The sequence below is a fragment of the Embleya sp. NPDC001921 genome, assembly GCF_053594475.1.
Genome location: NZ_JBSFEO010000014.1, coordinates 106,826 through 127,700 on the forward strand (window position 1 = coordinate 106,826; position 20,875 = coordinate 127,700).

Consider the following 20,875-nt stretch of genomic DNA (forward strand, 5'->3'; position numbering starts at 1 on the left):
CGTGAAGCCCGTCCGCCCCACCCCGGTCGGCCCGTTCCCGGCCGGGTCAGCCCACAGAACTCGAGGTCATCCGTCATGAACGCCCCCGTCGTCACCGAAGCACACGACCGCTCGGATCCGACCCCGGCCCCCGCGCTGTTCGGTGTGGTCGAGGTCGAGCAACTGCCGCAGGCCGTCGCCGACTTCCTCGCCGCGCCCGGACATACCCCGGTACCCGTGCCGGGCGTGGGACGCCCGGATCTCACGCACGCCGTCGATCTGGCCGCCCGTCTGTACGCCGGCGTCGAACTCCCGCGGCCGCTGGACGTCGGAGTACTGCTCGGGCCGCGGGACCTGCCCGACGGCGTGCCGGCGCTCGCCCGCCCGCTCGCCCGTACCTGGGTGGCCGAGGAGGAACTGGCGGACGCCGCCGAGTTCCGGCGTCGACACCCCGGCACGCTGCTGATGGTCGGCTGCTACGACCGGCTCAACCTGGATCCGGTCCGGGCGCTGCTGCTGACCACCTACCGTGACCGGGAGCCCGGGCTGACCCTGCTGAGCGGACGCGACGCGGCCTCGGTGGCCTGGAACGTGGCCAAGCAGTACGCGACGCCGGCGACCGGCGTCGACGCGATCGGACTGTTCACCGACACCGACCGGCCGCCGCACCCGGACGGCGTCCGGGTCTTCGACGACCGGGACTTCGAACGCGTGGACATCCAGGCCGAGATCCTCGGCACGCGCTGGCGCAGGGTGGCGTTCCAGGGCCACGGCAAGGACGACAGCGTCAACCTCGGCGAGTTCACCATCTGCGGCCTGAACCCCACCGCCCCCGCCCGCGCGGGACTGCTCGGCCCGCGCTGTGCGTACGGACTGCCCTGCTACAAGCCCGAGGACAAGCTGGTCCCGCTCAACCGGGTGGAGGCCGTCGAGGTGGTGCTCAGCGCCTGCAACAGCGGCCCGCTCGCCGATCTCGCGCTGTACGACCCCCGGTACCAACTGCTGCTCAACGCCCTGGACGGCCCGGCCCGCACCGTCGTCTCCGCCGTCTCGGTGCACGATTCCGATCGGCCGGAGAACGTCGCGTGGATGCGCGCGGCCCTGTCCGGCGCGGACTCCGTGGACACCCTCAACGCCAGCCTCGCCGGGTCGCACCCCTATCCCGCGTTCATGCGCTTCGGCCTTCCGCAGGGTGACGCGCCCGCCCCACCGCCCCCCGCCGAGCACCGCCCCGACCCGCTCGTACTGACCGTGGGACGACGCCTGACCACCCTGCTCACCTCGGAACTGCTGCCGCACAACCACGCGTTGCGCCCGAGGCTGGTCAAGCTCGCGCGCAAGGTCGACCTTTGGGTGTCCCGGCCGACCCATCTCGCCGACCAGTCACCCGACGAGATCCGTTCCTCGCTCACGGCGGACCTGCAATCGCTCGACCACGTGATCACCGAACAGGTCGCGGCGAACCCCGAGAACGAGATCATGAGTTACCCCGCGCACTTCGGGGACCGCAGTTCGCTGGACCCGCAGGTGAACGAGGTGACCTGCCATTGCGGCCGTCCCGCCCAGGAGTTCACCCGGCGGGGGCTGCTCCCGCACGTGTCGGACACGGTCTGCGCGGTCTGCATGCGTTGCGGCGACGTCACCTTCCGGGTCCCCGAAGCCCCTTCCCTGCTGGCCTACGCCCGCGACGAGGTCGAGCAGGGCGGCGTGCTGGAGGTGCGCGCCACCCTCACGGTCACCCGCGCCGGACCCGTGCGGCTGGGGCTGTTCGTGCCCACCTACCTGCGCGAGGACACCACGGTGGAGCCGGGCGTGGTCAAGGTCCGGGCCGGGCACGACCGGCCTCAGGACGTGGCCTTCCGGGTGCGCTTCGCGGCCGACACCGCGCCGCAGGCGTACTACTTCACCGTCTTCGCCGTCCAGGACCTCGCCGTCTCCACGGCCCGCCGCCACTTCGGCGTGGTGCCGCGCCGTACCTGAGCCGAATCCGACCCCCGTTCCGCCGAACCAAAGGACGAATGTGATGGAAACCCGATCCAAGCCCGAGATCGAACTCGTCGAGACCGACGGCGAGGTGACCCTGAACATCGGCGGCGAGCAGGCGATGCAGGCCTGGGAGCGCGATCTGATGTGGGCGAGCGCCGACATGTTGTGCGAGTACGGCCGGGACTTCTACGAAGTCGGCCTGGGTCTGGGGCTGTCCGCGCTGCGGATCGCGGGCAACCCGGCGACCCGCAGCCACACCGTGCTGGAACTCTTCGACGAGGTCGAGGACCTCTTCCGAAGCCGGCACCCTTCGCTGCCCGACAACCTCGCCATCGAGCGCGGCGACTTCTTCCGGCGCGTCTTCGAACTGCCCACGGAGAGCCTCGACGGGATGTTCTTCGATCCGGCCCTGGACATGGAGGTCTGGAAGGACGAGGCCCTGTGGGCCAAGACCATGCCGGAGGTCGTCCGGGCGCTGCGCCCCGGCGGGGTGTTCATCCCCTTCTTCAGCACCAAGCCGGAACTGCGTTGGCAATACCTGCCACATTTCCGGAGCATCCGGGTCGAGTCGCACCCGTACCGGGCGTACGACACCACCGAGTACACCTACGGCACGAGCGGCCAGGCCTACATCCAGTGTTTCCGCAAGACCTGACCACGAGCCGGCGCCGCCCGCCGGCCCGGCACCCGCGGCCGCAACGCGCCACGGCGTCGCACCTCGTCCCACGCCATCCCCACGGCCCCAATCCGGAGGCAGCCGTATGACCACCGCCCCCTCTACCGACTACCTGTGCGGCCTCGACGTGGCTTCGCTGTTCCTGGCCGGGCCCTTCATCCAACTCCTGGACCCGGCCACGGGGGAGATGCCCGAGCACGCACGAACCCCCTTCGACATCCTGATCAAGCACTTCGAGGCGCGTGGGCTCGCCGTGCACAACGCGCACCGCCGCGAGGCGTGGGGTGCGGAGCTGATGCGGCCGGAGCAGTGCACCCGGCTGGACCAGGACGAGATCCGCAAGGCCGACGTCTTCGTCGCGCTCCCGGGCTTCCCCGCCTCGCCGGGGACCCACATCGAGGTGGGCTGGGCCAGTGCCTTCGACAAACCCATCGTGCTGATGCTGGAGCGGGGACGGGAGTACACGTTCCTGGTCCAGGGGCTGCACACGGTGGCCACCGTGGAGTACGTGGAGTACACGGACGTCGCGGAAGCCCTGCCCGAACTCGACCTGGCGCTGCACCGGGCGGTGTCCCGGCACCGCGAGTCGACCCGCACGGGCTGACCCGCGCCGCCAGACCGGCGGGCGGCCGGGTCGCGCCCGGCCGCCCGCCTTCGAACGCCGCCGACCCGACGGGGATGATCCGATGAGAATCGCCACGGCCGTGCTCGCCGCCGTCGCCACGCTGCTCGGCGGGGTCGGCGCGAGCGCCGGCTCCGGCTCCGGCTCCGGCTCGAGCGTCGTGTCGGTGCGCGATCAGGCGCCGACCGCGGATGAGGCACGGACGTCCGCGGACGGGTCACGGACACCTGCGGACCGGGTGCGGACGCCTGCGGACCGACTGCGGACGCCTGCGGATCAGGTGCGAACACCCGCGGCGCCCTCGTACACGGTCGACCTCGCCGGTGACGCCGCGGGCCGTGTGTGGACCGGCCACGAGCGGGTGGGCTTCACCAACGCCTCGGCCGATCCGCTCCCGGAGGTGTACCTGCGATTGTGGGACAACGCGCACGGCACGTGTGCGGCGCCGCCGATCACGGTCTCCGAGGTCAGCGGCGGCACCCCGGTGGCCCTGTCCGTCGACTGCACGGCCCTGCGGGTCGTCCTGCCCAAGCCGCTCGGCCGCGGCGAGCGTGCCTCGATCGCCTTCGATCTGCGGATCGAAGTCCCGGACCGCGTCGACCGGTTCGGCCACGACGGCGAGCACGCCGTGCTCGGCAACGCGTTGCCGCTGCTGGCGATTCGGGACGCCGCGGGCCCGCATCTGGACCCCTACACCGACCACGGCGAGTCCTTCTACTCCCTCGCCGCGGACTTCGACGTCACCCTCGACCACCCCACGCGCCTCCGGGTGCCCGCCACCGGCACCTCGGTCGAGTCCCCGGGTGCGCCCGGTCGTACGGTCACCACCGCGACGGCGCGCAAGGTCCGCGACTTCGCGTGGGCCGCCGGGCCGTTCACCCGCGTCTCCGGCACCTCCGCCGCCGGGGTCCGGATCAACGTCCACGCGGACGACGGCATCGACCCGTCCGACGCCCGGGCCATGCTGGACGTCGCGCTGACGAGCGTCGACGCCCATGCCGGGCGCTTCGGTGCCTATCCGTACGCCGAACTGGACGTCGTCCTGGACGACGATCTGTGGTTCAGCGGCATGGAGTACCCGGGCTTCGTCCTGGACCGGGTCCGGTCCACGGCACTCGTCCACGAAGTCGCGCACCAATGGTGGTACGGGATCGTCGGAAACGACGAGTACAACGACCCCTGGCTCGACGAGTCGTTCTCCGAGTACGCCACCGACCTCGCCCAGGGCAGGACCGGCGACGGCTGCCGAGACGGCTTCTCCTGGGCCGCGCCGACGGAACGGGTCACCGAATCGATGCGGTACTGGGACGCGAACCCGTCCCGCTACGAGGCCGTCGTCTACGACCACGGCAAGTGCGCCCTGCACGAGCTTCGGCGCCTGATCGGCGATGCCCCGATGGAGAGGCTGCTGCGCGCGTACGCCGCCGAGCACTGGTACGGGATCTCCACGACGGCCGAGTTCAAGCGCGCGGCCCAGGCGGCCACCACCCACGACCTGACGCCGTTCTGGGCACTGCACCGCATCGACGGCTGAACCGGCCCGCGCGCCCGCGCGGGCATGAACCGGGGTGGTCAGCCGCGGTGTTCCGCTCCGGTCTCCAGGTTGCGGGTCATGCGTTCCAGGACGGTCACCGCGATCCGATACTCCTCGTCCGTGATCCCGGCCGTGGACAACTCGCGGAAGGTACCGACCCGTTCGGCGACCTCGGCGAGGCGAGCGCGACCGTCGTCGGTCAGCGCCAGCCGACTCGGTGCCGGGCGGGAAACCCAGCCGTCGGCCAGGACCGCCTCGACGGCGGCGGTCAGGTCGGCGACGTCGGCGTTGGCGGCCAGGACGGTGCGCACGTCGGCGTCGGTGGCCCGCGGGTCGCCCTCGACGACGTTGAGGACCTGCCAGGCGAGGCGGGTGAGGCCGAACTCGGCCACCATCGAGTCCATCGAGGCGGTGATGGCCTTGTCGGTGCGGTTGAGCCAGTAACCGATGGGCTTCATATTCTGCTCCCGAGTGGATCGGCGCTTCCGGGGCCGAGTGGCGATGGCACGAACGGGCCGCCGGCGCGGGCTCGTTCGGTCAGCGGCCGGCGAAGGCGGCGGCGTTCTCGCGGGCCCACTGTTCGAAGGTGCGGGCGGGGCGGCCGAGGAGGGACTCGGTGGTGTCGGCGATGGCCGCGGGGCCGTGGTCGGCGGCTTCCCACAGGTCGAGCAGCGAGGAGACCATCGGCGCGGGCATGTGGTGGCCCATCTGCTGCTCGGCCTCGGCGCGGGTGATCCGCTCGACGGGGATCGCACGGCCGATGGTGCCCGCGAGGACGGCGAGTTGCTCGCGGAAGGAGAGCGATTCCGAGCCGGTCAGGGTGACCCGGCGGCCGGTGAGGGAGTCGCCGGTGAGCGCCTCCACGGCGATGTCGGCGATGTCCTCGGGGTGGATCGGGGCGATCCGCGCGTCCGGGTAGGCGAGTTGGATCGGCATCGCCCGGCCGATGAAGTACGCCCAGCCCAGCGCGTTGCTCGCGAAGGCGTCGGGCCGCAGGAACGTACAGCCGAGGTCCGAGTCGGCGAGCGCGCGCTCGACCCGGAGGCTGTGGCTCGCGAGCGGGTCGTTCTCGGCGTCCGGGTTCAGGACCGAGGACGAGGACAGCAGGACGACGTGCTCGACGCCGGCCGCGCGGGCGGCCTTGATCAGCGCGTCGATGCCGGCGGGCTCGGGATACAGAAAGACCTGGCGAACGCCGCGAAGCGCGGCTTCGAAGGTCTCGGGACGGTCGAGGACGAGTTCGGCGACCTCGACGCCGGCCGGGACGCTCAGCTCGGCGGGGTTGGCACTGGCGGCGCGCAACGTGTGTCCGGCGGAGTGCAGGCGGTCGATGATCGCCCGACCGACCCTGCCGCGGGCGCCGGTGATGAGGATGGTCATGGAAAAAGCCCCGTTCGTTTGTTCTCGGATGGTCCGCGTATTCGATGATCCGCACGCTCGACGGTCCGCACGTTGCGATTTGCACGTTGCTTCGCTCGTGCCGACATATGCATGCTGTCATGCATACGTTTTCGCGTCAACACATGTCTTCGGCTGGTCACGTATGTGTACGATGAGGACATGACGAAGCACGAGCCGCGCACAGCCGACGAGCTGCTCGACGCCGTGGGCCCGGCCTTCGGGAAGCTGCGGCGCTCCTCCCTACTGGACGTCGAAAACCCGATCTCCCAAAAGGACTTGAGCCGCACCCTGGTCCTCAACATCATCCTGGAGGCCGAACAGGACGACGGCCGCGAGGTCACCGTCGGCGCGGTGGCCGACCACCTGAGCGTGGATCCGTCGGTGGCCAGCCGCATGGTGTCCGACTGCATCTCGGCCGGCTACCTGATCCGCGCCGCCTCCCAACAGGACGGCCGCCGCACAGTCCTCCACCTCAGCCCCGACGGCATCGACCTGATGAAGCGCTTCCGCCGCCACCAACGCTCGGCCTACGAATACATCACCGCCGACTGGCCCGACCAGGAACGCCTCGACTTCGCCCGCCTCATGCTCAAATACGTAACCGCCCAAAACACCCTCCGCCACAACCCCCCGACCCCCAAGTCCTGACGCCACCCACCTCCCCTCGCCCGGCGAATCCGCCATCGGGCCGGGTCTCCGCGCTCCCCGACGGGATCGGCGCGCGTGTCGTGGGCACGCCGTCCGGTCGGCGCGCGATCGTGTTGGGATGTGCGCCGACCCCAGGTTGTCGGCGGAGGTCGTCGCCTGCGCCGTCCACGGCGGGCAGTCCGGTGGCGGCCCGATCCCACCGTCCGCACGTGCGGCCACCCGATCGCGGCCGCTCGGCCCGACCGGAGAGCGCAACCCGGCCGAGGAGTCCGCCCGCGAGGACCTCAGTGCGATCCGAGAGCGACGAGCGCGGCGCGCACCTCCTCGGCACGGGCGTCGCCGAGTTGCTCGTACAGTCCCAGCGCCTCCCGCCACGCCTCCCCCGCGGCGTCCGTCGTCCCGGACGCGGCTCGGGCGTTGCCGAGCAGGTGCAGGATGCGCGCCTGTTCGTGCCGCACGCGGTTGTCCCGCATGTGGGGCAGCGCACCCGCGAGAGCGGCCGCCGCCTCGTCGGGTCGGTTCGCCCTCAGGTGCGCCTCGGCGAGGCTGGTGAGTGCGCGGGCCTCGTTGTACGGGTCGGGCAGCACCGCGAACGCCTGCCGTGCGCGCTCCAACCCGGCCACGGCCCGGGCGTCCTGTCCGCTGAGCGCCAATGCCCTTCCCAGGTGGTGGGTGAGCAAGGCCCGGCCCCGGGGGTGGTCGACGCCCTCGAGCGCGTCGACGGCATCAGCGAAGTAGGCTGCGGCAAGCGCCGGTTCGCCGGTACGTAGTTCCAGCAGGCCGAGGGACTCCAAGGCACTGGCCGTGGTGCGCGCGTGGCCGACGGCCCGGGCCGACCGCAACGCCTCGGTGAATCCGGCGCGGGCTTCGGCGACGTCGTCCACACCCGCGTTCCGCTCGAAGTGGGCGAAGGCCAGGTGCAGGCGCATCCGGGCGAGCGCGACCGGGTCACCCGTCGGCTGTGCGCCGGCGTCGACACCGAGGCGGTAGGTCTCGATCCAGTCCGCGAAGTGACGCCTCATGAAGAACAGGCCCCACAACGCCTCGCACAACTGCCACACCATGGCGTGCCTGCCGGTGCGCGCGGCCAGACGCACCGCGGCAACCAGGTTGTCCCGGTCGCGTTCCAGGGCGTCCAGGGCCGACCCCGGATTCGGGTGGGCCGGTTCGGCCGGTTCGGCGAAGGCGGGACCGTGGCGCCACCGGGAACTCACCACGCGGTCGGCCTCGACGGCCCGTTCCAGGTAGCCGCGCAGGATCCGGTCGATCGCGGCCTCGCGTTCCGCCCCGGGCTCCTCGGCGGCCCGGGCCGCGGCGTGCGCGTGGACAAGATCGTGCATGCGATAGCGACCCGTATCCGCGACCACGTCGAGCAGGCTGGCCCGCACGAGGACATCCAGAAGGCGACGGGTGGCCGCGGTGTCGAGTCCGGCCGCGGAGGCCGCGGCCCGTACGTCGAGCACGGATGTCGGGTGAAGTCCGAGGTGGCGGTACAGGCGCTGCGCGTCCGGTGGCAGCGGACCGTACGAGGCGTCGAAGACGGCGCGTACCGAGAGGTCGTCGTCCGGCACGGAAAGGACCTCCCAGTCCCGATCGGATCGGCCGTCGCCGGCGCCCGGACCGCCCAGGGCGGACGCCGCCTCGGTGAGGTCCGCGTGCACCTGCCCGGCTACCTGCGCACCCATCACACACAACGCGATCGGCAGTCCACCGCAGGCTCGCGCCAGTTCCGCCGCCGAGGTGCTGTGGCCGGTCATGGCGGTCAGGAGTGCGGCGGCATCACCCTCGTGAAGCGGATTCACGGGGACCCGAACCGCGCCGTGGCTGGCGGTGAGGCCGGCCAGGGTATGGCGGCTGGTGACCACGACGAGGCTTTCGGGATGTCCGGGCATCAGGGGGCGTACCTGGGCGGCGGTCCGCGCGTTGTCGAGGAAGACGATCACGGGCTGTTCCGCCGTCAGGGAGCGGAAGCGTTCCGGGAGCCGCTCCGGGTCGACCGGGATGTCCCGGGGCGCCACGCCCAGGTCGCGCAGGAATCCGTCGAGCACGGCCGCGGGCGGCCTCGACTCCTCGGGGTCCTGGCCGCGAAGGTCGACGGAGAGGCGGTCGCCGGCGTACCGATCCTGGATGTCCGCGAGCCAACGCAGGGCGGTCGCGGTCTTTCCCACGCCGCCCATGCCGGTGAGCAGCACGACGGTCGGCCCGCCCTGCGCGGCCGACGCGGCTTCGAGTAGCCGTAGTTCGGCCACACGATTGACGAAGTTCCCCGCGACTCCGCGCAGTTGCCGTTGCGGACGGCGAACACTGTGCGCGGCGTGTACGTGGGCCACTCCCGCCTGCACGATCGGCCCGGTGAACTCGCCGCCGCTGATGGTGTTGCGCGTCCCGTCCATCACTCCCCCGTCACCGCCACATCACGGACGGGCACCATGATGCCGGACGAAGGGCGCTCACGACCCCTCCCGCCCCGACGTACCACGCGAATCGGGACGGCAACGACGTGGGCAGGTGCAGGGTCGGGTCGGAGGAGTTGCGCCCTTGGATGATCGGTCCATGCCGAATGCCCGCGCTGATGGTGTTGCGCAGCACGCCCGCGGCATCGTCCCCGACGAGCGGAGCGACCTCGTCGACAAGCGCGCGGTTCCGCGGCCGCGACCTCTTGGCAATGCGCCCGCACCCATTGTTCCTCGGGGGTTCTCGATTCCCGCCATGCCGTGCCCGATCTCATGCGCGACGCGGGTCCCGGGTACCGGTCGGGTGGTCGGGGTGGGTGAGCTGGTCAGGCGGATGGGGGGCGGGTCGGGGTGGGTGGGGTGGTGAACGAGTGGTGTTCGTGGGTGACGGTCCAGTGGTTGTTCGGCTTGGTGAGGCCGAGGGTCAGGCGTAGACGGCGGTCGGGGTGGTGTTCGAGATCGGTGGGGTCGCCGCATCGGAGCAGGGCGATCGCGAAGGCGACGTCCGTGCCGGCGGTGATCTCCAGCGACTCGATCTCGAAGACGGCACCGGACGCCTGCCACTCGAAGAAGCCGGGCCAGGTCTTGCCGTACGCCTCGATGCCGCGCACGCCCTGCTCGGGGGGCGGGACGTCGAACATGACGATGTCGGCCGCGTGGTCGGCCAACACGGTGGGCAGGTCGCCGGCGTGCACGGCACGGGCCCAGCGTTCGATGAGATCGCGGATTCGCTGCTCGTCGGTCATGTGTGGGCTCCTCCTCGGCGGCACTGTGTACCGGTAGGACTCGCGGGATGGCGAGAACTCATCGCGACGGTGCGGGCGAGGGGGGAGGGTGGTGTGGGGCGCCGGGCGGGTTGGGCCCGGCGCCGGTTTGTCATGGGTGTTCCACGCCGCGGGCCGGGTCGGCTCCGAGGGGGAATTCCGGGCGTGTGTCGGAGAGTTCGCCGATCGCGTGTGTGCAGCGTTCCGTCACGCCCATGCATCGCGGACAGAACATCTCCCGTCGGCGTCGGGCGTCGCCGTCGTGCCCGCGCGGCGGCGTGGCGCCGCCGCTCCGCTTCGTACCCGCACGACCCGTCGCCCGCCTGCCGGCGCCCGGCGTGTTCCCGGTCGCTCTCGTCCCGCGCATGTGCACTCCTGTTTCGGTGAGGTGTGTCGCCGTCGCCCTCACCAGATAAGCCGCCGGCGCCGCGCCGCGCACGCTCGGCCCCGAGGCCGGCGCCCCCGGAAGCCCACCCGAACGGGGAAGAATCCGGTACCGGTCTTGGGGCCGCTCGGGTGAACGCCCCTCGCCGGGACGACACCCGAAACACCGCCCGGCCGGGTCCTCGCGGCGACGGGATCCCGGGTGTTCATCGATCGGGCGAGGCCCCCGGCGTGTCCTCGGCGACCCGTGCCGCGTCGTACGGGTCCATCGCGGCGCCTCGGGCGAAGGAGGCCGCGAAGCCCGACGGTCCCAGCGTCGCGGTGGCGGTCGCGGTGATCCGGTCCACGTCGAGGCGCTCGGCGGGCGGCAACGGGGCGCCGACGCCGCGCCGCGCCGCGTCCGCCGCACCCAGCAACAGCGCCGCCCGCTCGGCCGCGGAAGCCGTACGCTCCAGCGCGGCCGCGCCCGCCAGTCCCTCCAAGGACAGCGCCACCGCGCGCGGTTCGCCCAGCGAGCGGGCGATGCGCAAGCCGTGCAGGTGCCGGTCCAGCGCGCCGGCCGGGTCCCCGCGCAGTTCGTCGACGAAGCCCAGTTCCGCCGCGATCAGGTGCTTTCCGGCCGGTGAGGACGCCTCGACGTCCCGCATGTGCAGCAGGTGCGCCTCGGCCGCGTCGAGGTCGCCGGAGCGCCGAGCCCCCAGCGCCAGGCCCATCAGCGCGTGGATCTCGCCGTACTTCCAGCCCTGCTCGACCGCCGACCGCCGCGCCTGTTCGTGCAGCTCGCGGGCGCGTTCCCAGGCGTGTTCGAGCAGCGCCAGCCGGCCCAGTCCGGACAGCCGGGCGCTCACCTCGATGTCCAGGCCGAGTTCGCGGGCCAGGCGCAGGCCCTCGTGGTGGCGGCGCGTCGCCTCGGCGTGGTCGCCCTTGATCTCGGCGAGCGCGGCGAGCGGTTGCACGGTCTGCGCCTCCCCCCAGCGATCACCGAGGGCGCGGAAGATCTCGGCGCCGCGCAGCCCGTCCGCCTCCACCGCGACGAGGTCGCCGCGGATCAGCGCGCACATCGCCCGCAACGCGAGTGCCGCCGCCGTGCCCCACCGATCGCCGTCGGCGTCGAACCGGGCGAGTGCCCGCTCGTTGGCCGCCTCGGCGGCGGACACGTGGCCCGCGTTGAACAGCCCGTACGCGTACAGCCACAGCGCGGACGCGGGCACTCCCGAGGCGGCGGCATCCGGGTCCGGGTCCGGCGGCGAGCCGGTGCCACGCCCGCCGGTCAACAGCGTGACCGCGTCGTGCAGCACCCGCAGTTCGGGTGCGGCGGGCGCGGCGTCCAAGAGCCGGCCCAGGCAGCGGCGGGCCTCGATCGGCCGACCGCGCAGGAGCCACCACCACGTCAACGCCGCCGCGAGCCGTTCGGCCCGGTCGACGCCGATTCCGGCGCCGGCGCCCGAGCCGCCGTCCGCGTCGATCGACGCGTGGTCCACCGCCGTGTCGATCGCCGCGTGCAGGTTGGCGGACTCGGCGTCCAGTCGGTCCAGCCACTCGCGCTGTCCGCCGTCGCGCAGCCGCGGTCGCGCCCGTTCGGCGAGGTCGAGGTAGTACGCCAGGTGTCGGTCCCGGACCGCCTCGACGTCCTCGGTCTCGGCCAGCCGCTCCCTCGCGTAGGCGGCGACCGATTCCAGCAGGCGATAGCGCGGGGGCGTGCCGCCGGTGCCGTAGACCACGACGACCAGGGATTTCTCGACCAGGCGGGTCAGCAGGTCGACCACCTCCTCCGGGGACACGCCCTCACCGGCGCACACCACCTCGGCGGCCTCGAGGGTGCAGCCGTCCCGGTGCGCGGCCAGCCGGCGCAGCACGACGCGTTCGCGGGCGCGGAGCAGGTCCCAACTCCAGTCGATCATCGCGCGCAGGGTCTGCTGCCGGGCCGGGGTGCCGCGTCGTTCCGAGGTCGGCAGCCGGAAGCGGTCGTCCAGGCGAGCCGCCAACTGGGCCATGCCCAGGGCCCGCACGCGGGTGGCGGCCAGTTCCAGGGCGAGCGGGATGCCGTCGAGCCGAAGGCAGACCTCGGCCACCAGGGCCGAGATCCCGCCGGGCTCGGGCGCGGCCGGGAAGCCGGGTGCCGACGCGGCGGCGCGTTCGGTGAACAGCCGCACGGCGTGATCGTGGCGCAGCGGCTCGACCTGGAACACGCTCTCGCCGGCCAGTGCCAGCGGCTCGCGGCTGGTGGCCAGGATCCGCAGGCCGGGCGCGCCGGCCAGGAGTCGGTCGGCGAGTTCGGCGGCGGCCTCGACGACGTGTTCGCAGTTGTCCAGGACCACGAGGACGCGCCGGTCACGCAGGGCCGCCACGAGCCTCGCCACCGGCGGGCGGTCGGCGGCGCCGGGGCCGTCGCCGCGCACACCGAACACGTCGCAGACCACCTGTGCGAGGTCGGCGGCCTCCCCGTCCCGCCCGGCGAGTTCGACCAGGCGCACGCCGTCGGGCACGAGCGCGCCGGCCTCCCGGGCGAATCGGCCCGCCGTCTCCACCGCGAGCCGGGTCTTGCCGACGCCGCCCGATCCGGTCAGGGTGACCAGGCGCGCGCGCTCCAGCAGCGGGCCGAGGTCGGCCACGGCGTCCTCGCGCCCGATCAACGGGGTCAGCGGGACCGGCAGGTGGGCCTCGGGCAGGTCGGCGGGCGTCCGTGCGGCCGGCGAGGCGGGCACCGCGGTGGCGGGCGGGGGCGGTGATTCGTCCTGGCGCAGGATCGCGCCGTGCAGGGCGACGAGATCGGGGCCGGGATCCAGTCCCAGTTCGTCGGCCAGCCGCTCGCGCAGGTCCGCGTACGAGGCCAGCGCCTCGCTCTGCCGCCCGGCGCGGTAGAGCGCTCGCAGGTACACCGCGCGCAGCCGTTCGCGCAGCGGGTGGCGGGCGACCAGGTCCGCGAGTTCCGCGGCGAGCACCGCGTGCTCGCCGGTGTCCAGCCGGGCGCTCGCGTGCTCCTCGACGGCGACCAGGCGCAGTTCCTCCAGGCGCTGCGCGGTGGGGCGGGCGAACTCCTCGTCCGCGAAGTCGGCGTACGCCGGCCCGCGCCACAGTCCCAGGGCCCCGGCGAGCGTCGCGGCTCGCGCGCGCGGATCGTTCTCGGTCCGGGCACGATCCACCAGGGCCGCGAAGCGATGCGCGTCCAGGTCGGCTCCGTCGACGTCGGTCCGGTCCAGGAGCAGTCGGTAGCCGGGTGCCTGGTGCACCACGCGGTCGCGGCCCAGCGTCCGGCGCAGCACGGAGATCCTGGTCTGGAGCGCGTTGCCGGGCTTGCCGGGCGGGTCGTCGCCCCACAGGTCGTCGACGAGCCGGTCGACGGAGACCGTACGCCCCTCGTGCGTCAGCAGGTCGGCCAGCAGCGCGCGTACCCCTGCCTCGGGGACCTTGACCGGTTCACCGTCGACACCCCAGACCGCCAGTGGACCCAACACCCCGAACCGCATCGGGCCACCGTACACAGCGGATCCGGGGCGGCTCCCGGGTGGGCCCTCAGCCCTGCCTCGCCCCGGCCCTCAGCGGACCCTCAGCGACTCCCCAGCCCACCGGCGCACAGTGATATTCGTCGCCGCAGGGCGCACCGGAACACCGAACGAACCAGGCAACCAGGCAACCAAGCCCACCGAACACGCCGAACACACCGAACACACCGAACGAAACCCAATGGGCTCGACCCGAGCCCCGATCCCAGGAGTCAGCGCCGTGGACAACGCCCTCTACGACTACAGCCCCATCGTCGACCGCGAGCCGATCCACTGGCCGAACGGCGCCCGCGTCGCCTTCTATGTGGGCCTGAACGTCGAGCACTTCCTCGTCGGCACCCCTTCGACGAGCATCAACCAGGCGACCGCGGGCCTGCTGCCGGACCCGCTGAACCACGGCTGGCGCGACTACGGGCCGCGGGTGGGCATCTGGCGGATGATCGAGGCGTTCGATCGCTACGGGATCCGGCCCAGCGTGTTGCTCAACTCCGACGTCGTCGACCACTACCCGCAGATCATCGAGGCGGGGTCGGCCCGGGACTGGGCCTGGTTGGCGCACGGGCGCAACAACTCGACCCTGCAGTCCGACGTCGCCGACGACGAGCGCGCCTACCTGAAGCACGTCGTGGAGACGATCGAGAAGGCCACCGGCCGGCGCACGCGCGGGTGGCTGGGTCCGGCGCTCAGCGAGACCTTCCGCACGCCGTCGCTGCTGGCCGAACTCGGCCTGGAGTACACGCTGGACTGGACCGCCGACGACCAGCCGTTCCGGCTGAACGTGCCCGGGATGTTGAGCGTGCCCTACACGCTCGAACTCAACGACCTGGGCCTGTTCACGGCGCACGCGCTCAGCGGGCCGGACTTCGTGCAGGTGGTCAAGGACCAGGTGGACCAGTTGCACGCCGATGCGGCGAACGGCGGCCGGGTCATGTCGCTGGCCCTGCACCCGTTCGTCTCCGGTCAGGCGTTCCGGCGCAAGTATCTGGACCAGGCGCTGGAGTACGTGGTGAACCACCCCGGGGTGTGGGTCACCACGAGCGACGAGATCGCCGAGCACTACGCCCGTACTGCCTGATTGGGCGGCTTCGCCGCCGGCTCGCGCGGCGCCGCCTTTTTTCTCTCCCCGCTTCGCTCCTCCGAGAAAAAGGGCGGCGCCGCGCTCGCGGGCTTCGTGTCCCTGCGCTTCGCTCCGGGCCACGAAGCCCGATCTTTGCGGCTCCGCCGCTCTCCGCGCTCCGCGCGTCGATCACCGGGGTGGGCGCGGGTCGGGGACGCTGACGCGCCGAGGGGCGGGGGTGTCGTCGCGCGGTGTGCGGGCGGCTATGCCGCCTTCGTCGCGCGCAGCGAGTAGATCAGCGGAACACGCGGCTGTCCGGCGGGGAAACGGTAGCGGCCGTCGTCGTGTTCCAGGATCGGGAAGCGGGCGAACAGCGAGTAGTCGTGCTCGTGCAGGAACTCCGGGCGCAGCCCGGCCGCGATCAGCGCGCTGACCACGTCGCCGATGCCGTGCTGCCACTCGACCGTCACGTTCGCGGAGGTCTCCGTGTCGGTGTCGGTGTAGGTGCCCGGCTCGTCCCAGACGGTCGGCTCGCGATGGAAGTAGTCCAGTTCGACGGTGCGGCCGTCCTCCGCCAGGACGTCGGCGAACGGGTGGAACTCGGCCAGGTAGAGGAAGCCGCCCGGCGCGACGAGCGCCGCCGCCGTACGGGCCCAGCGGTCGATGTCCGGGAGCCAGCACAACGCGCCCAGGCCGGTGTAGACGATGTCGAAGGTCGCCCCGTCGAGCGCGGCCTCGGCGTCGTACACGTCGGAGGTGACGAATCGGGCCGTGCTCGCGCCGATCCGCGCGGCGATGGCGCCTGCCTCGGCCACGGCCGGTTCGGAGAAGTCCAGGCCGGTGACGGTGGCCCCGCGCCGGGCCCAGGACAGCGTGTCCAGGCCGATGTGGCACTGGAGGTGGAGCAGCGTACGGCCGTCGACGTCGCCCACCTCGGCGAGTTCGAAGTCCCGGAGCGCGTCCTTGCCCGCGACGAAGCCGGGAACGTCGTAGAACCGGCTGGCGCTGTGGATCGGGACCCGCTCGTCCCAATTGGCCCGATTGACGTCCCGCCAGTCGGCCGCGGCCTCGATCTTCGTCATGACCGACCACGCTAGCCGGCCCCGGCCACCCGGCTCAAGCCATATATGACGGCACACCCGGGGCCTCGGCCGGCCCGCGCGGTCGGTAAGCCCGGCGCGTCCGGTCGGTCGCGTCACATGACCGCCGGCCCCCACGGACGACGAGCCCGGCGAAGAGCCCGGGCAGACCGGTTGACCGGATGCCGTTCACCGAAGCAGCGCACCGCCCGCTCGTCATGGGGCGCGGCTTCGGAAGCGCGCGACTTGCCTACGACGCGGGCGAGTTCCACCGGCACCGCACCCACGGTCGCGTTGTCCGGATCGTGGTCCTCCCACAACCGCAGGGTTTCGGTCGGCAGTTCCTCGGCAGCCGCCAGTCGCTCAATCGCTGGACGGAGATCTGCCGGAACTCTCCGGGCGGGCGACGCCGGTTGACCTCCCGCACCACGGCGTCTGGTCGAGGCCCTCGGCCGGCTGAGGCACGCCATCGCGACCGAACGGCTGTACCGGACAGCGGAATCGGCCGACGCCGCGGCCGGGCGGTACCCGATTCCGGCGACGGGACGAGCAGCCGGGGGCCCGGGCGCCCAGGTTTCCGACGTCCGGCCCCGTTCCGATGACGTCGGTACCTGGGTGCCTCGGCCGGATCCGATCACCGTCGCGTGGACCGGGCCACGACCGCGCCGTGTCGGTGGCGCTGCCGCGGGTCGGCGGGTCTCACCTCGAGACGGTGACGCGCGCGTGCGGGATCACCATGGGGGTGGCGGTGATCGGGTCGGGGGCGATGTCGCATGCCAGGCCGAAGACGTCGTGGACGCGGGCGGCGGTCAGCACCTCGCCCGGCGGACCCTCGGCAACGACCCGGCCTGCCTTCATCACCACCAGGTGGGAGGCGAATCGTGCGGCCTGGTTGAGGTCGTGCAGCACCGCGACGACCGTGCGGCCCTCGGCGTTCAACTCGGCGCACAGTTCCAGGAGTTCGTATTGGTGGGCGATGTCGAGGAACGTGGTCGGCTCGTCCAGCAGGACGATCGGGGTCTCCTGGGCGAGGACCATCGCGATCCAGGCCCGCCGGGCCTGGCCGCCGGACAGGTCGCCCGCCGGGGTGTCCGCGAGGTCGACCAGGCCGGTCCGCTCCAGCGCGAAGGCGATCGCCCGGTCGTCGTCGGGCGACCACTGGCGCAGCAGGGTGTGGTGCGGGTGCCGGCCGCGCCGCACCAGGCCGCGCACGCTGATGCCCTCGGGCGCGATCGGACTCTGCGGCAGCAGCGCGACCCGGCGGGCGAACTCGCGCCCGCGGTGCGCGTGTACGTCCCTCCCGTCGAGGGTGATCGTGCCGCGCACCGGCTTGAGCACCCGGGCGAACGACTTGAGCAGGGTGGATTTGCCGCACCCGTTGGGACCGACGACTACGGTGAGGCCGCCGTGCGGGAGGTCGAGGTCGACGCCTTCGACGACCGGCTTGCGGCCGTACGACAGGGTCACGTCGCGGGCGCTCAGCCCGGCCGGGGCGGGCGCCGGTTGGTCGTTCACAGTCGTCCACTCCTCCATTCGCGGGTCAGCAGGTATCCGAGGTAGGCCCCGCCGAAGGCGAGGGTGTAGATGCCCACCGGCAACGGCTCGACCCAGGGCAGTTGTTGCGCGGCGAGGTCGGCGACGGTCAACAGCAGCGCGCCCGTGAGCGTGGACAACACCAGGTGCGGGCCGGTGCCGCGGGTGAGCCGGCGGGCGATCTGCGGCGCGGTCAGCGCGATGAACGCGATCGGACCGGCCACGGTGACCGCGCCCGCGGACAACACGACGGCCAGGACGACGGCCAGTGTGCGGGCCCGGCCGGGGTTGCCGCCGAGCGAGCGGGCCACCTCGTCGCCCATCTCGCCCAGGTCCAGGTGCCGGGACAGGGCCACCGCCGGGCCGGCGACCACGAGCAGGACCAGCCCGATGGTGCCGGCATCGTCCCAGGACCGGGCCGCGACGCTGCCGTTGACGTACGCGCTCAGCGCGCTCGCCTTGTCGCGTTCGACGACGTAGACGACGTATTGGGTCAGCGCCGTGCCGATCGCGGCGACGCCGATCCCGGCGACGACCAGACGTCCGGGGTCGCGGAACCCGGTGCCGGTGGCCAGGTACACGATGGCCATCGCGCCGAGCGCGCCGAGCAGGGCGCCGATCCACACCGGGGTGTCGCCGGGCACCACGAGCGCGAAGATCGCCGCGCCCGCGCCCGCGCCGCTGCTGAGGCCGATCACGTCCGGGCTGGCCAGCGGGTTGCGGGTGGCCGTCTGGAAGAGGGCGCCGGAGAGGCCGAACGCGGCTCCCGCGCCCAGGCACACCACCAGGCGCGGCCCGCGCAGCCGGTTGAGCACGAACTTCTCCTTGCCCTCCGCGCCGCCGAACACCGCGGGCAGCAATTCGCCCGGGGCGATGCCGAGTCGACCCATGGTCAGCGTGGCGAACGCGGCCGCGACGGTCAGCGCGAGCATGACGACCGCCACGAGCATCGTCGCCCCGCGCACGGGCAGCGCGATCGTGCTCCCGATCCGCAGGTAGCCGCGTGGGCGGCGGCTCCGCGGTGTGCCGCTCATGTGCTCACCCGCATCCGGCGTACCGCGAACAGCAGGGCGGGCGCGCCCACGAACGCGGTGACGACACCCACCATCAACTCCTGGGGGCGCAGCAGGATCCGGCCCACCACGTCGGCGGCCAGCAGCAGGGTCGGACCGAGCACCGCCGCGAAGCCGATCTGCAGGCGGAAGTCGCCGCCCACGAGGGCTCGGGCGATGTGCGGGACGCCCAGACCGACGAAGGCGATCGGCCCCACGGCCGCGGTCGCGGCGGCGCTGGTGACCGTGGCCGTCACCAGGCCGGCGGCGCGCAGCACGGCGGGGTCGGCGCCCAACGAGGTGGCCGATTCCTCGCCCAGGGCGAGCGCGTTCAGGCCGGGCCCGAGCAACAGCGCGACACACACGCCGAGTACGCCGAACGGCAACATCGACCAGAAGACGTCCCAGCCGCGCCCGCCCAACGCGCCCACGACCCAGTAGCGGTAGCTGTCGAAGACCTTGGGCTTGCCGAGCGTGACCGCCTGGATGTACGCGCCGAGCACGGCGGACAGGACCGCGCCGGCCAGCACGAGCCGCACCGGGCCGCCGCCCGCGCCCAGGACGTGCACGAACACGCCGACGAGCAGCGCTCCGGGCAGGGCCCACCACAGGGCCGCCCATGAGCCGGTGGCGCCGGCGAACGCGGTGCCGGTGACGATGCCGGCCGCGGCCCCGGCGTTGATGCCCAACAGGCCGGGGTCGGCCAGCGGGTTGCGGGTGACGCCCTGCATGAGGGTGCCGGCCACGGCCAGGCACACGCCGGCCAGCACGCCGAGCGCGGTGCGCGGGTAGCGGCTCTCCACCACGGTGGTCAGGTACGGGTCGCCGTGCCCGGTCAGTACGTCCACGACGTCGCCGAACGACGTCGTCCTGCTGCCGAACATCACGCTCGCGAAGAGCGCGACGACCAGCAGCGCGAGGCATCCGGCGAAGAGCGCGGCGACGCGACCGGCGGGACCGGTGCGCGAGACACCGGTCCCGGTTGCGGCCGGACGCGCGCGCGTGTCGGCGGTCATCCGAATCGTTTCTCGGCCGCGGCTACTTGCCGGCCTTGGCGACCGCCGCGTCGATCTGCGGCAGGTAGCGCTCGATGCTCCACGGCACGGTCAGCGGGTTGATCATCGACGACGCGGTCACGAACGGGTTGTCGTTGCTCGCGACCACCGCGCCGCGCTTGACCGCTGGTATCGAGGCGTACAGCGGCTGGGCCTCGATCTCCTGGCGGGTCTTGGCGTCGGTGTAGAAGGTGAAGACCACGTCGCTGGCGGCCAGCTTGTCGGCGTTCTCCAGGCCGATGAGCGCCGAGTCGGTGCCGTCGGTCTCCGGGAAGGTGTTCACGACCGGGTCGACCCTGAGGCCGAGCGAGGACACCACGGACACGCGCTGCTCCTCGGGCTTGAAGACGCCGAGGGTGCCGGGGCCGGTCGTGTAGATGTAGGAGAACGTGACGTTCTTGTAGTTGGGCCGGGTGGCCGCCGCGTCGGCGAGCTGCTGCTTGATCTTGCCGGTCAGCTCCCGGGCCTTGTCGGGCTGACCGAGGGCCTTGCTGACGATGTCGATCTGCTGGTCCCAGTTCGTGCTCCACGCCTTGTCCGGGTAGGCGACCGTGGGCGCGATGTCCTTCAGCAGGTCGTACTGCTTCTGCGTGATGCCCGACCACGGGGCGAGGATGACGTCCGGGTCGAGCGCGGCGATCGCCTCGATGTCGAGTTCCTCGCCGCCCTTGAACTGCTTGGGCAGCTTGCCGCCGGCCTTGGTGACCGCGTCGTGCACCCACGGCAGGTAGCCGGACTTGTCGCTGCCCCACTCGTAGCTCTCGATGCCCACCGGCACCTGGCCCAGTGCGATCGCGGTCTCGGTCGAGCCCTGACCCAGGGTGACGATGCGCTCGGGCTTCTTGGTGATCTTCGCTTCGCCAAGCGCGCTCTTGATGGTCACCGGGAAGGCCGACGCGGCGGGCGCGCCCGAGCCGGCGGGTGCGGGCGTCGCGGCGCCGTCGGTGCCGGCCGACTTCTCGTCGTCGTCCTTCGAGCCGCAGGCGCCCAGCGCGAGGGCGAGTACGGCGGCGGCGACCGGCACCGCGAATCGGCGGCGGATCATGCCCTTGGGCAGGGGGGACATCGATGACCTCTTTCTTGCCAACCGAACAGTCGGCTATCGATCCACTACGGTGCGTAGCCGAGCATGGGCGGTGTCGTACAGCC

At 72.4% G+C, this 20,875-nt stretch carries 16 protein-coding genes; 6 read left to right on the forward strand and 10 right to left on the reverse strand.

Annotation, left to right across the window (positions count from 1 at the left end; genetic code table 11):
• The first annotated feature begins 75 nt into the window (after positions 1 to 75).
• From ACWCPW_RS18505 to ACWCPW_RS18520, 4 genes are all read left to right on the forward strand, one after another.
• Entirely contained in the window at positions 76 to 1,959 is a 1,884-nt protein-coding gene (locus ACWCPW_RS18505) for a hypothetical protein (protein ID WP_449762634.1), read from the forward strand.
• A 43-nt stretch (positions 1,960 to 2,002) separates the two neighbouring features.
• Positions 2,003 to 2,620 (forward strand): class I SAM-dependent methyltransferase, encoded by a 618-nt coding sequence (locus ACWCPW_RS18510; protein ID WP_449762635.1) that lies wholly within the window; start codon positions 2,003 to 2,005, stop codon positions 2,618 to 2,620.
• Positions 2,621 to 2,726: 106 nt separating this feature from the next.
• The gene (locus ACWCPW_RS18515; protein WP_449762636.1) at positions 2,727 to 3,245 is read left to right on the forward strand and encodes a nucleoside 2-deoxyribosyltransferase; all 519 of its coding nucleotides are present in this window, start codon (positions 2,727 to 2,729) and stop codon (positions 3,243 to 3,245) included.
• 82 nt (positions 3,246 to 3,327) lie between these two features.
• Entirely contained in the window at positions 3,328 to 4,797 is a 1,470-nt protein-coding gene (locus ACWCPW_RS18520; RefSeq protein WP_449762637.1) for a M1 family metallopeptidase, read from the forward strand.
• Between the two features lie 38 nt (positions 4,798 to 4,835).
• On the opposite strand, the gene ACWCPW_RS18525 is transcribed toward ACWCPW_RS18520, so the two are convergent.
• Together ACWCPW_RS18525 and ACWCPW_RS18530 are read right to left on the reverse strand one after the other, a co-directional pair.
• Entirely contained in the window at positions 4,836 to 5,255 is a 420-nt protein-coding gene (locus ACWCPW_RS18525) for a MarR family winged helix-turn-helix transcriptional regulator (RefSeq protein ID WP_449762638.1), read from the reverse strand.
• Between the two features lie 79 nt (positions 5,256 to 5,334).
• The gene (locus tag ACWCPW_RS18530) at positions 5,335 to 6,177 is read right to left on the reverse strand and encodes an NAD(P)H-binding protein (RefSeq protein ID WP_449762639.1); all 843 of its coding nucleotides are present in this window, start codon (positions 6,175 to 6,177) and stop codon (positions 5,335 to 5,337) included.
• 180 nt (positions 6,178 to 6,357) lie between these two features.
• On the opposite strand from ACWCPW_RS18530, the gene ACWCPW_RS18535 reads away from it, so the two are divergent.
• Complete coding sequence (locus ACWCPW_RS18535; RefSeq protein WP_449762640.1) at positions 6,358 to 6,846, forward strand: MarR family winged helix-turn-helix transcriptional regulator; 489 nt, start codon at positions 6,358 to 6,360, stop codon at positions 6,844 to 6,846.
• Positions 6,847 to 7,130: 284 nt separating this feature from the next.
• Here ACWCPW_RS18535 and ACWCPW_RS18540 read toward each other — a convergent pair whose 3' ends face one another.
• The 3 genes from ACWCPW_RS18540 to ACWCPW_RS18550 form a co-directional block, all read right to left on the reverse strand.
• On the reverse strand, positions 7,131 to 9,239 hold the full coding sequence (locus ACWCPW_RS18540) for a tetratricopeptide repeat protein (protein WP_449762641.1): 2,109 nt from the start codon (positions 9,237 to 9,239) through the stop codon (positions 7,131 to 7,133).
• Between the two features lie 386 nt (positions 9,240 to 9,625).
• Complete coding sequence (locus tag ACWCPW_RS18545) at positions 9,626 to 10,045, reverse strand: YybH family protein (protein ID WP_449762642.1); 420 nt, start codon at positions 10,043 to 10,045, stop codon at positions 9,626 to 9,628.
• 608 nt (positions 10,046 to 10,653) lie between these two features.
• Entirely contained in the window at positions 10,654 to 13,914 is a 3,261-nt protein-coding gene (locus ACWCPW_RS18550; RefSeq protein WP_449762643.1) for a BTAD domain-containing putative transcriptional regulator, read from the reverse strand.
• Positions 13,915 to 14,170: 256 nt separating this feature from the next.
• Between ACWCPW_RS18550 and ACWCPW_RS18555 the strand changes: the two genes are divergently transcribed.
• A complete protein-coding gene (locus ACWCPW_RS18555; RefSeq protein ID WP_449762644.1) occupies positions 14,171 to 15,025 on the forward strand; it encodes a polysaccharide deacetylase family protein in 855 nt (284 codons plus the stop codon).
• A 245-nt stretch (positions 15,026 to 15,270) separates the two neighbouring features.
• Here ACWCPW_RS18555 and ACWCPW_RS18560 read toward each other — a convergent pair whose 3' ends face one another.
• From ACWCPW_RS18560 to ACWCPW_RS18580, 5 genes are all read right to left on the reverse strand, one after another.
• A complete protein-coding gene (locus ACWCPW_RS18560; protein ID WP_449762645.1) occupies positions 15,271 to 16,089 on the reverse strand; it encodes a class I SAM-dependent methyltransferase in 819 nt (272 codons plus the stop codon).
• 696 nt (positions 16,090 to 16,785) lie between these two features.
• Positions 16,786 to 17,619 (reverse strand): ABC transporter ATP-binding protein, encoded by an 834-nt coding sequence (locus ACWCPW_RS18565; protein WP_449762646.1) that lies wholly within the window; start codon positions 17,617 to 17,619, stop codon positions 16,786 to 16,788.
• The gene (locus ACWCPW_RS18570; RefSeq protein WP_449762647.1) at positions 17,598 to 18,653 is read right to left on the reverse strand and encodes a FecCD family ABC transporter permease; all 1,056 of its coding nucleotides are present in this window, start codon (positions 18,651 to 18,653) and stop codon (positions 17,598 to 17,600) included. The genes ACWCPW_RS18565 and ACWCPW_RS18570 overlap by 22 nt, the downstream gene beginning before the upstream one ends.
• A complete protein-coding gene (locus ACWCPW_RS18575) occupies positions 18,650 to 19,687 on the reverse strand; it encodes a FecCD family ABC transporter permease (RefSeq protein ID WP_449762648.1) in 1,038 nt (345 codons plus the stop codon). Before ACWCPW_RS18575 ends, ACWCPW_RS18570 begins: the two co-directional genes overlap by 4 nt.
• A 22-nt stretch (positions 19,688 to 19,709) precedes the next feature.
• On the reverse strand, positions 19,710 to 20,792 hold the full coding sequence (locus tag ACWCPW_RS18580; RefSeq protein ID WP_449762649.1) for an iron-siderophore ABC transporter substrate-binding protein: 1,083 nt from the start codon (positions 20,790 to 20,792) through the stop codon (positions 19,710 to 19,712).
• Positions 20,793 to 20,875: the final 83 nt, after the last annotated feature.

Bases quoted from the DNA above. Each gene is read 5' to 3' on its own strand.
- ACWCPW_RS18525 (WP_449762638.1), bottom strand. From the start codon at position 5,255: ATGAAGCCCATCGGTTACTGGCTCAACCGCACCGACAAGGCCATCACC.
- ACWCPW_RS18570 (WP_449762647.1), bottom strand. From the start codon at position 18,653: ATGAGCGGCACACCGCGGAGCCGCCGCCCACGCGGCTACCTGCGGATC.
- ACWCPW_RS18510 (WP_449762635.1), top strand. From the start codon at position 2,003: ATGGAAACCCGATCCAAGCCCGAGATCGAACTCGTCGAGACCGACGGC.
- ACWCPW_RS18550 (WP_449762643.1), bottom strand. From the start codon at position 13,914: ATGCGGTTCGGGGTGTTGGGTCCACTGGCGGTCTGGGGTGTCGACGGT.
- ACWCPW_RS18530 (WP_449762639.1), bottom strand. From the start codon at position 6,177: ATGACCATCCTCATCACCGGCGCCCGCGGCAGGGTCGGTCGGGCGATC.
- ACWCPW_RS18520 (WP_449762637.1), top strand. From the start codon at position 3,328: ATGAGAATCGCCACGGCCGTGCTCGCCGCCGTCGCCACGCTGCTCGGC.
- ACWCPW_RS18505 (WP_449762634.1), top strand. From the start codon at position 76: ATGAACGCCCCCGTCGTCACCGAAGCACACGACCGCTCGGATCCGACC.
- ACWCPW_RS18515 (WP_449762636.1), top strand. From the start codon at position 2,727: ATGACCACCGCCCCCTCTACCGACTACCTGTGCGGCCTCGACGTGGCT.
- ACWCPW_RS18540 (WP_449762641.1), bottom strand. From the start codon at position 9,239: ATGGACGGGACGCGCAACACCATCAGCGGCGGCGAGTTCACCGGGCCG.
- ACWCPW_RS18575 (WP_449762648.1), bottom strand. From the start codon at position 19,687: ATGACCGCCGACACGCGCGCGCGTCCGGCCGCAACCGGGACCGGTGTC.
- ACWCPW_RS18580 (WP_449762649.1), bottom strand. From the start codon at position 20,792: ATGTCCCCCCTGCCCAAGGGCATGATCCGCCGCCGATTCGCGGTGCCG.
- ACWCPW_RS18535 (WP_449762640.1), top strand. From the start codon at position 6,358: ATGACGAAGCACGAGCCGCGCACAGCCGACGAGCTGCTCGACGCCGTG.
- ACWCPW_RS18545 (WP_449762642.1), bottom strand. From the start codon at position 10,045: ATGACCGACGAGCAGCGAATCCGCGATCTCATCGAACGCTGGGCCCGT.
- ACWCPW_RS18565 (WP_449762646.1), bottom strand. From the start codon at position 17,619: ATGGAGGAGTGGACGACTGTGAACGACCAACCGGCGCCCGCCCCGGCC.
- ACWCPW_RS18560 (WP_449762645.1), bottom strand. From the start codon at position 16,089: ATGACGAAGATCGAGGCCGCGGCCGACTGGCGGGACGTCAATCGGGCC.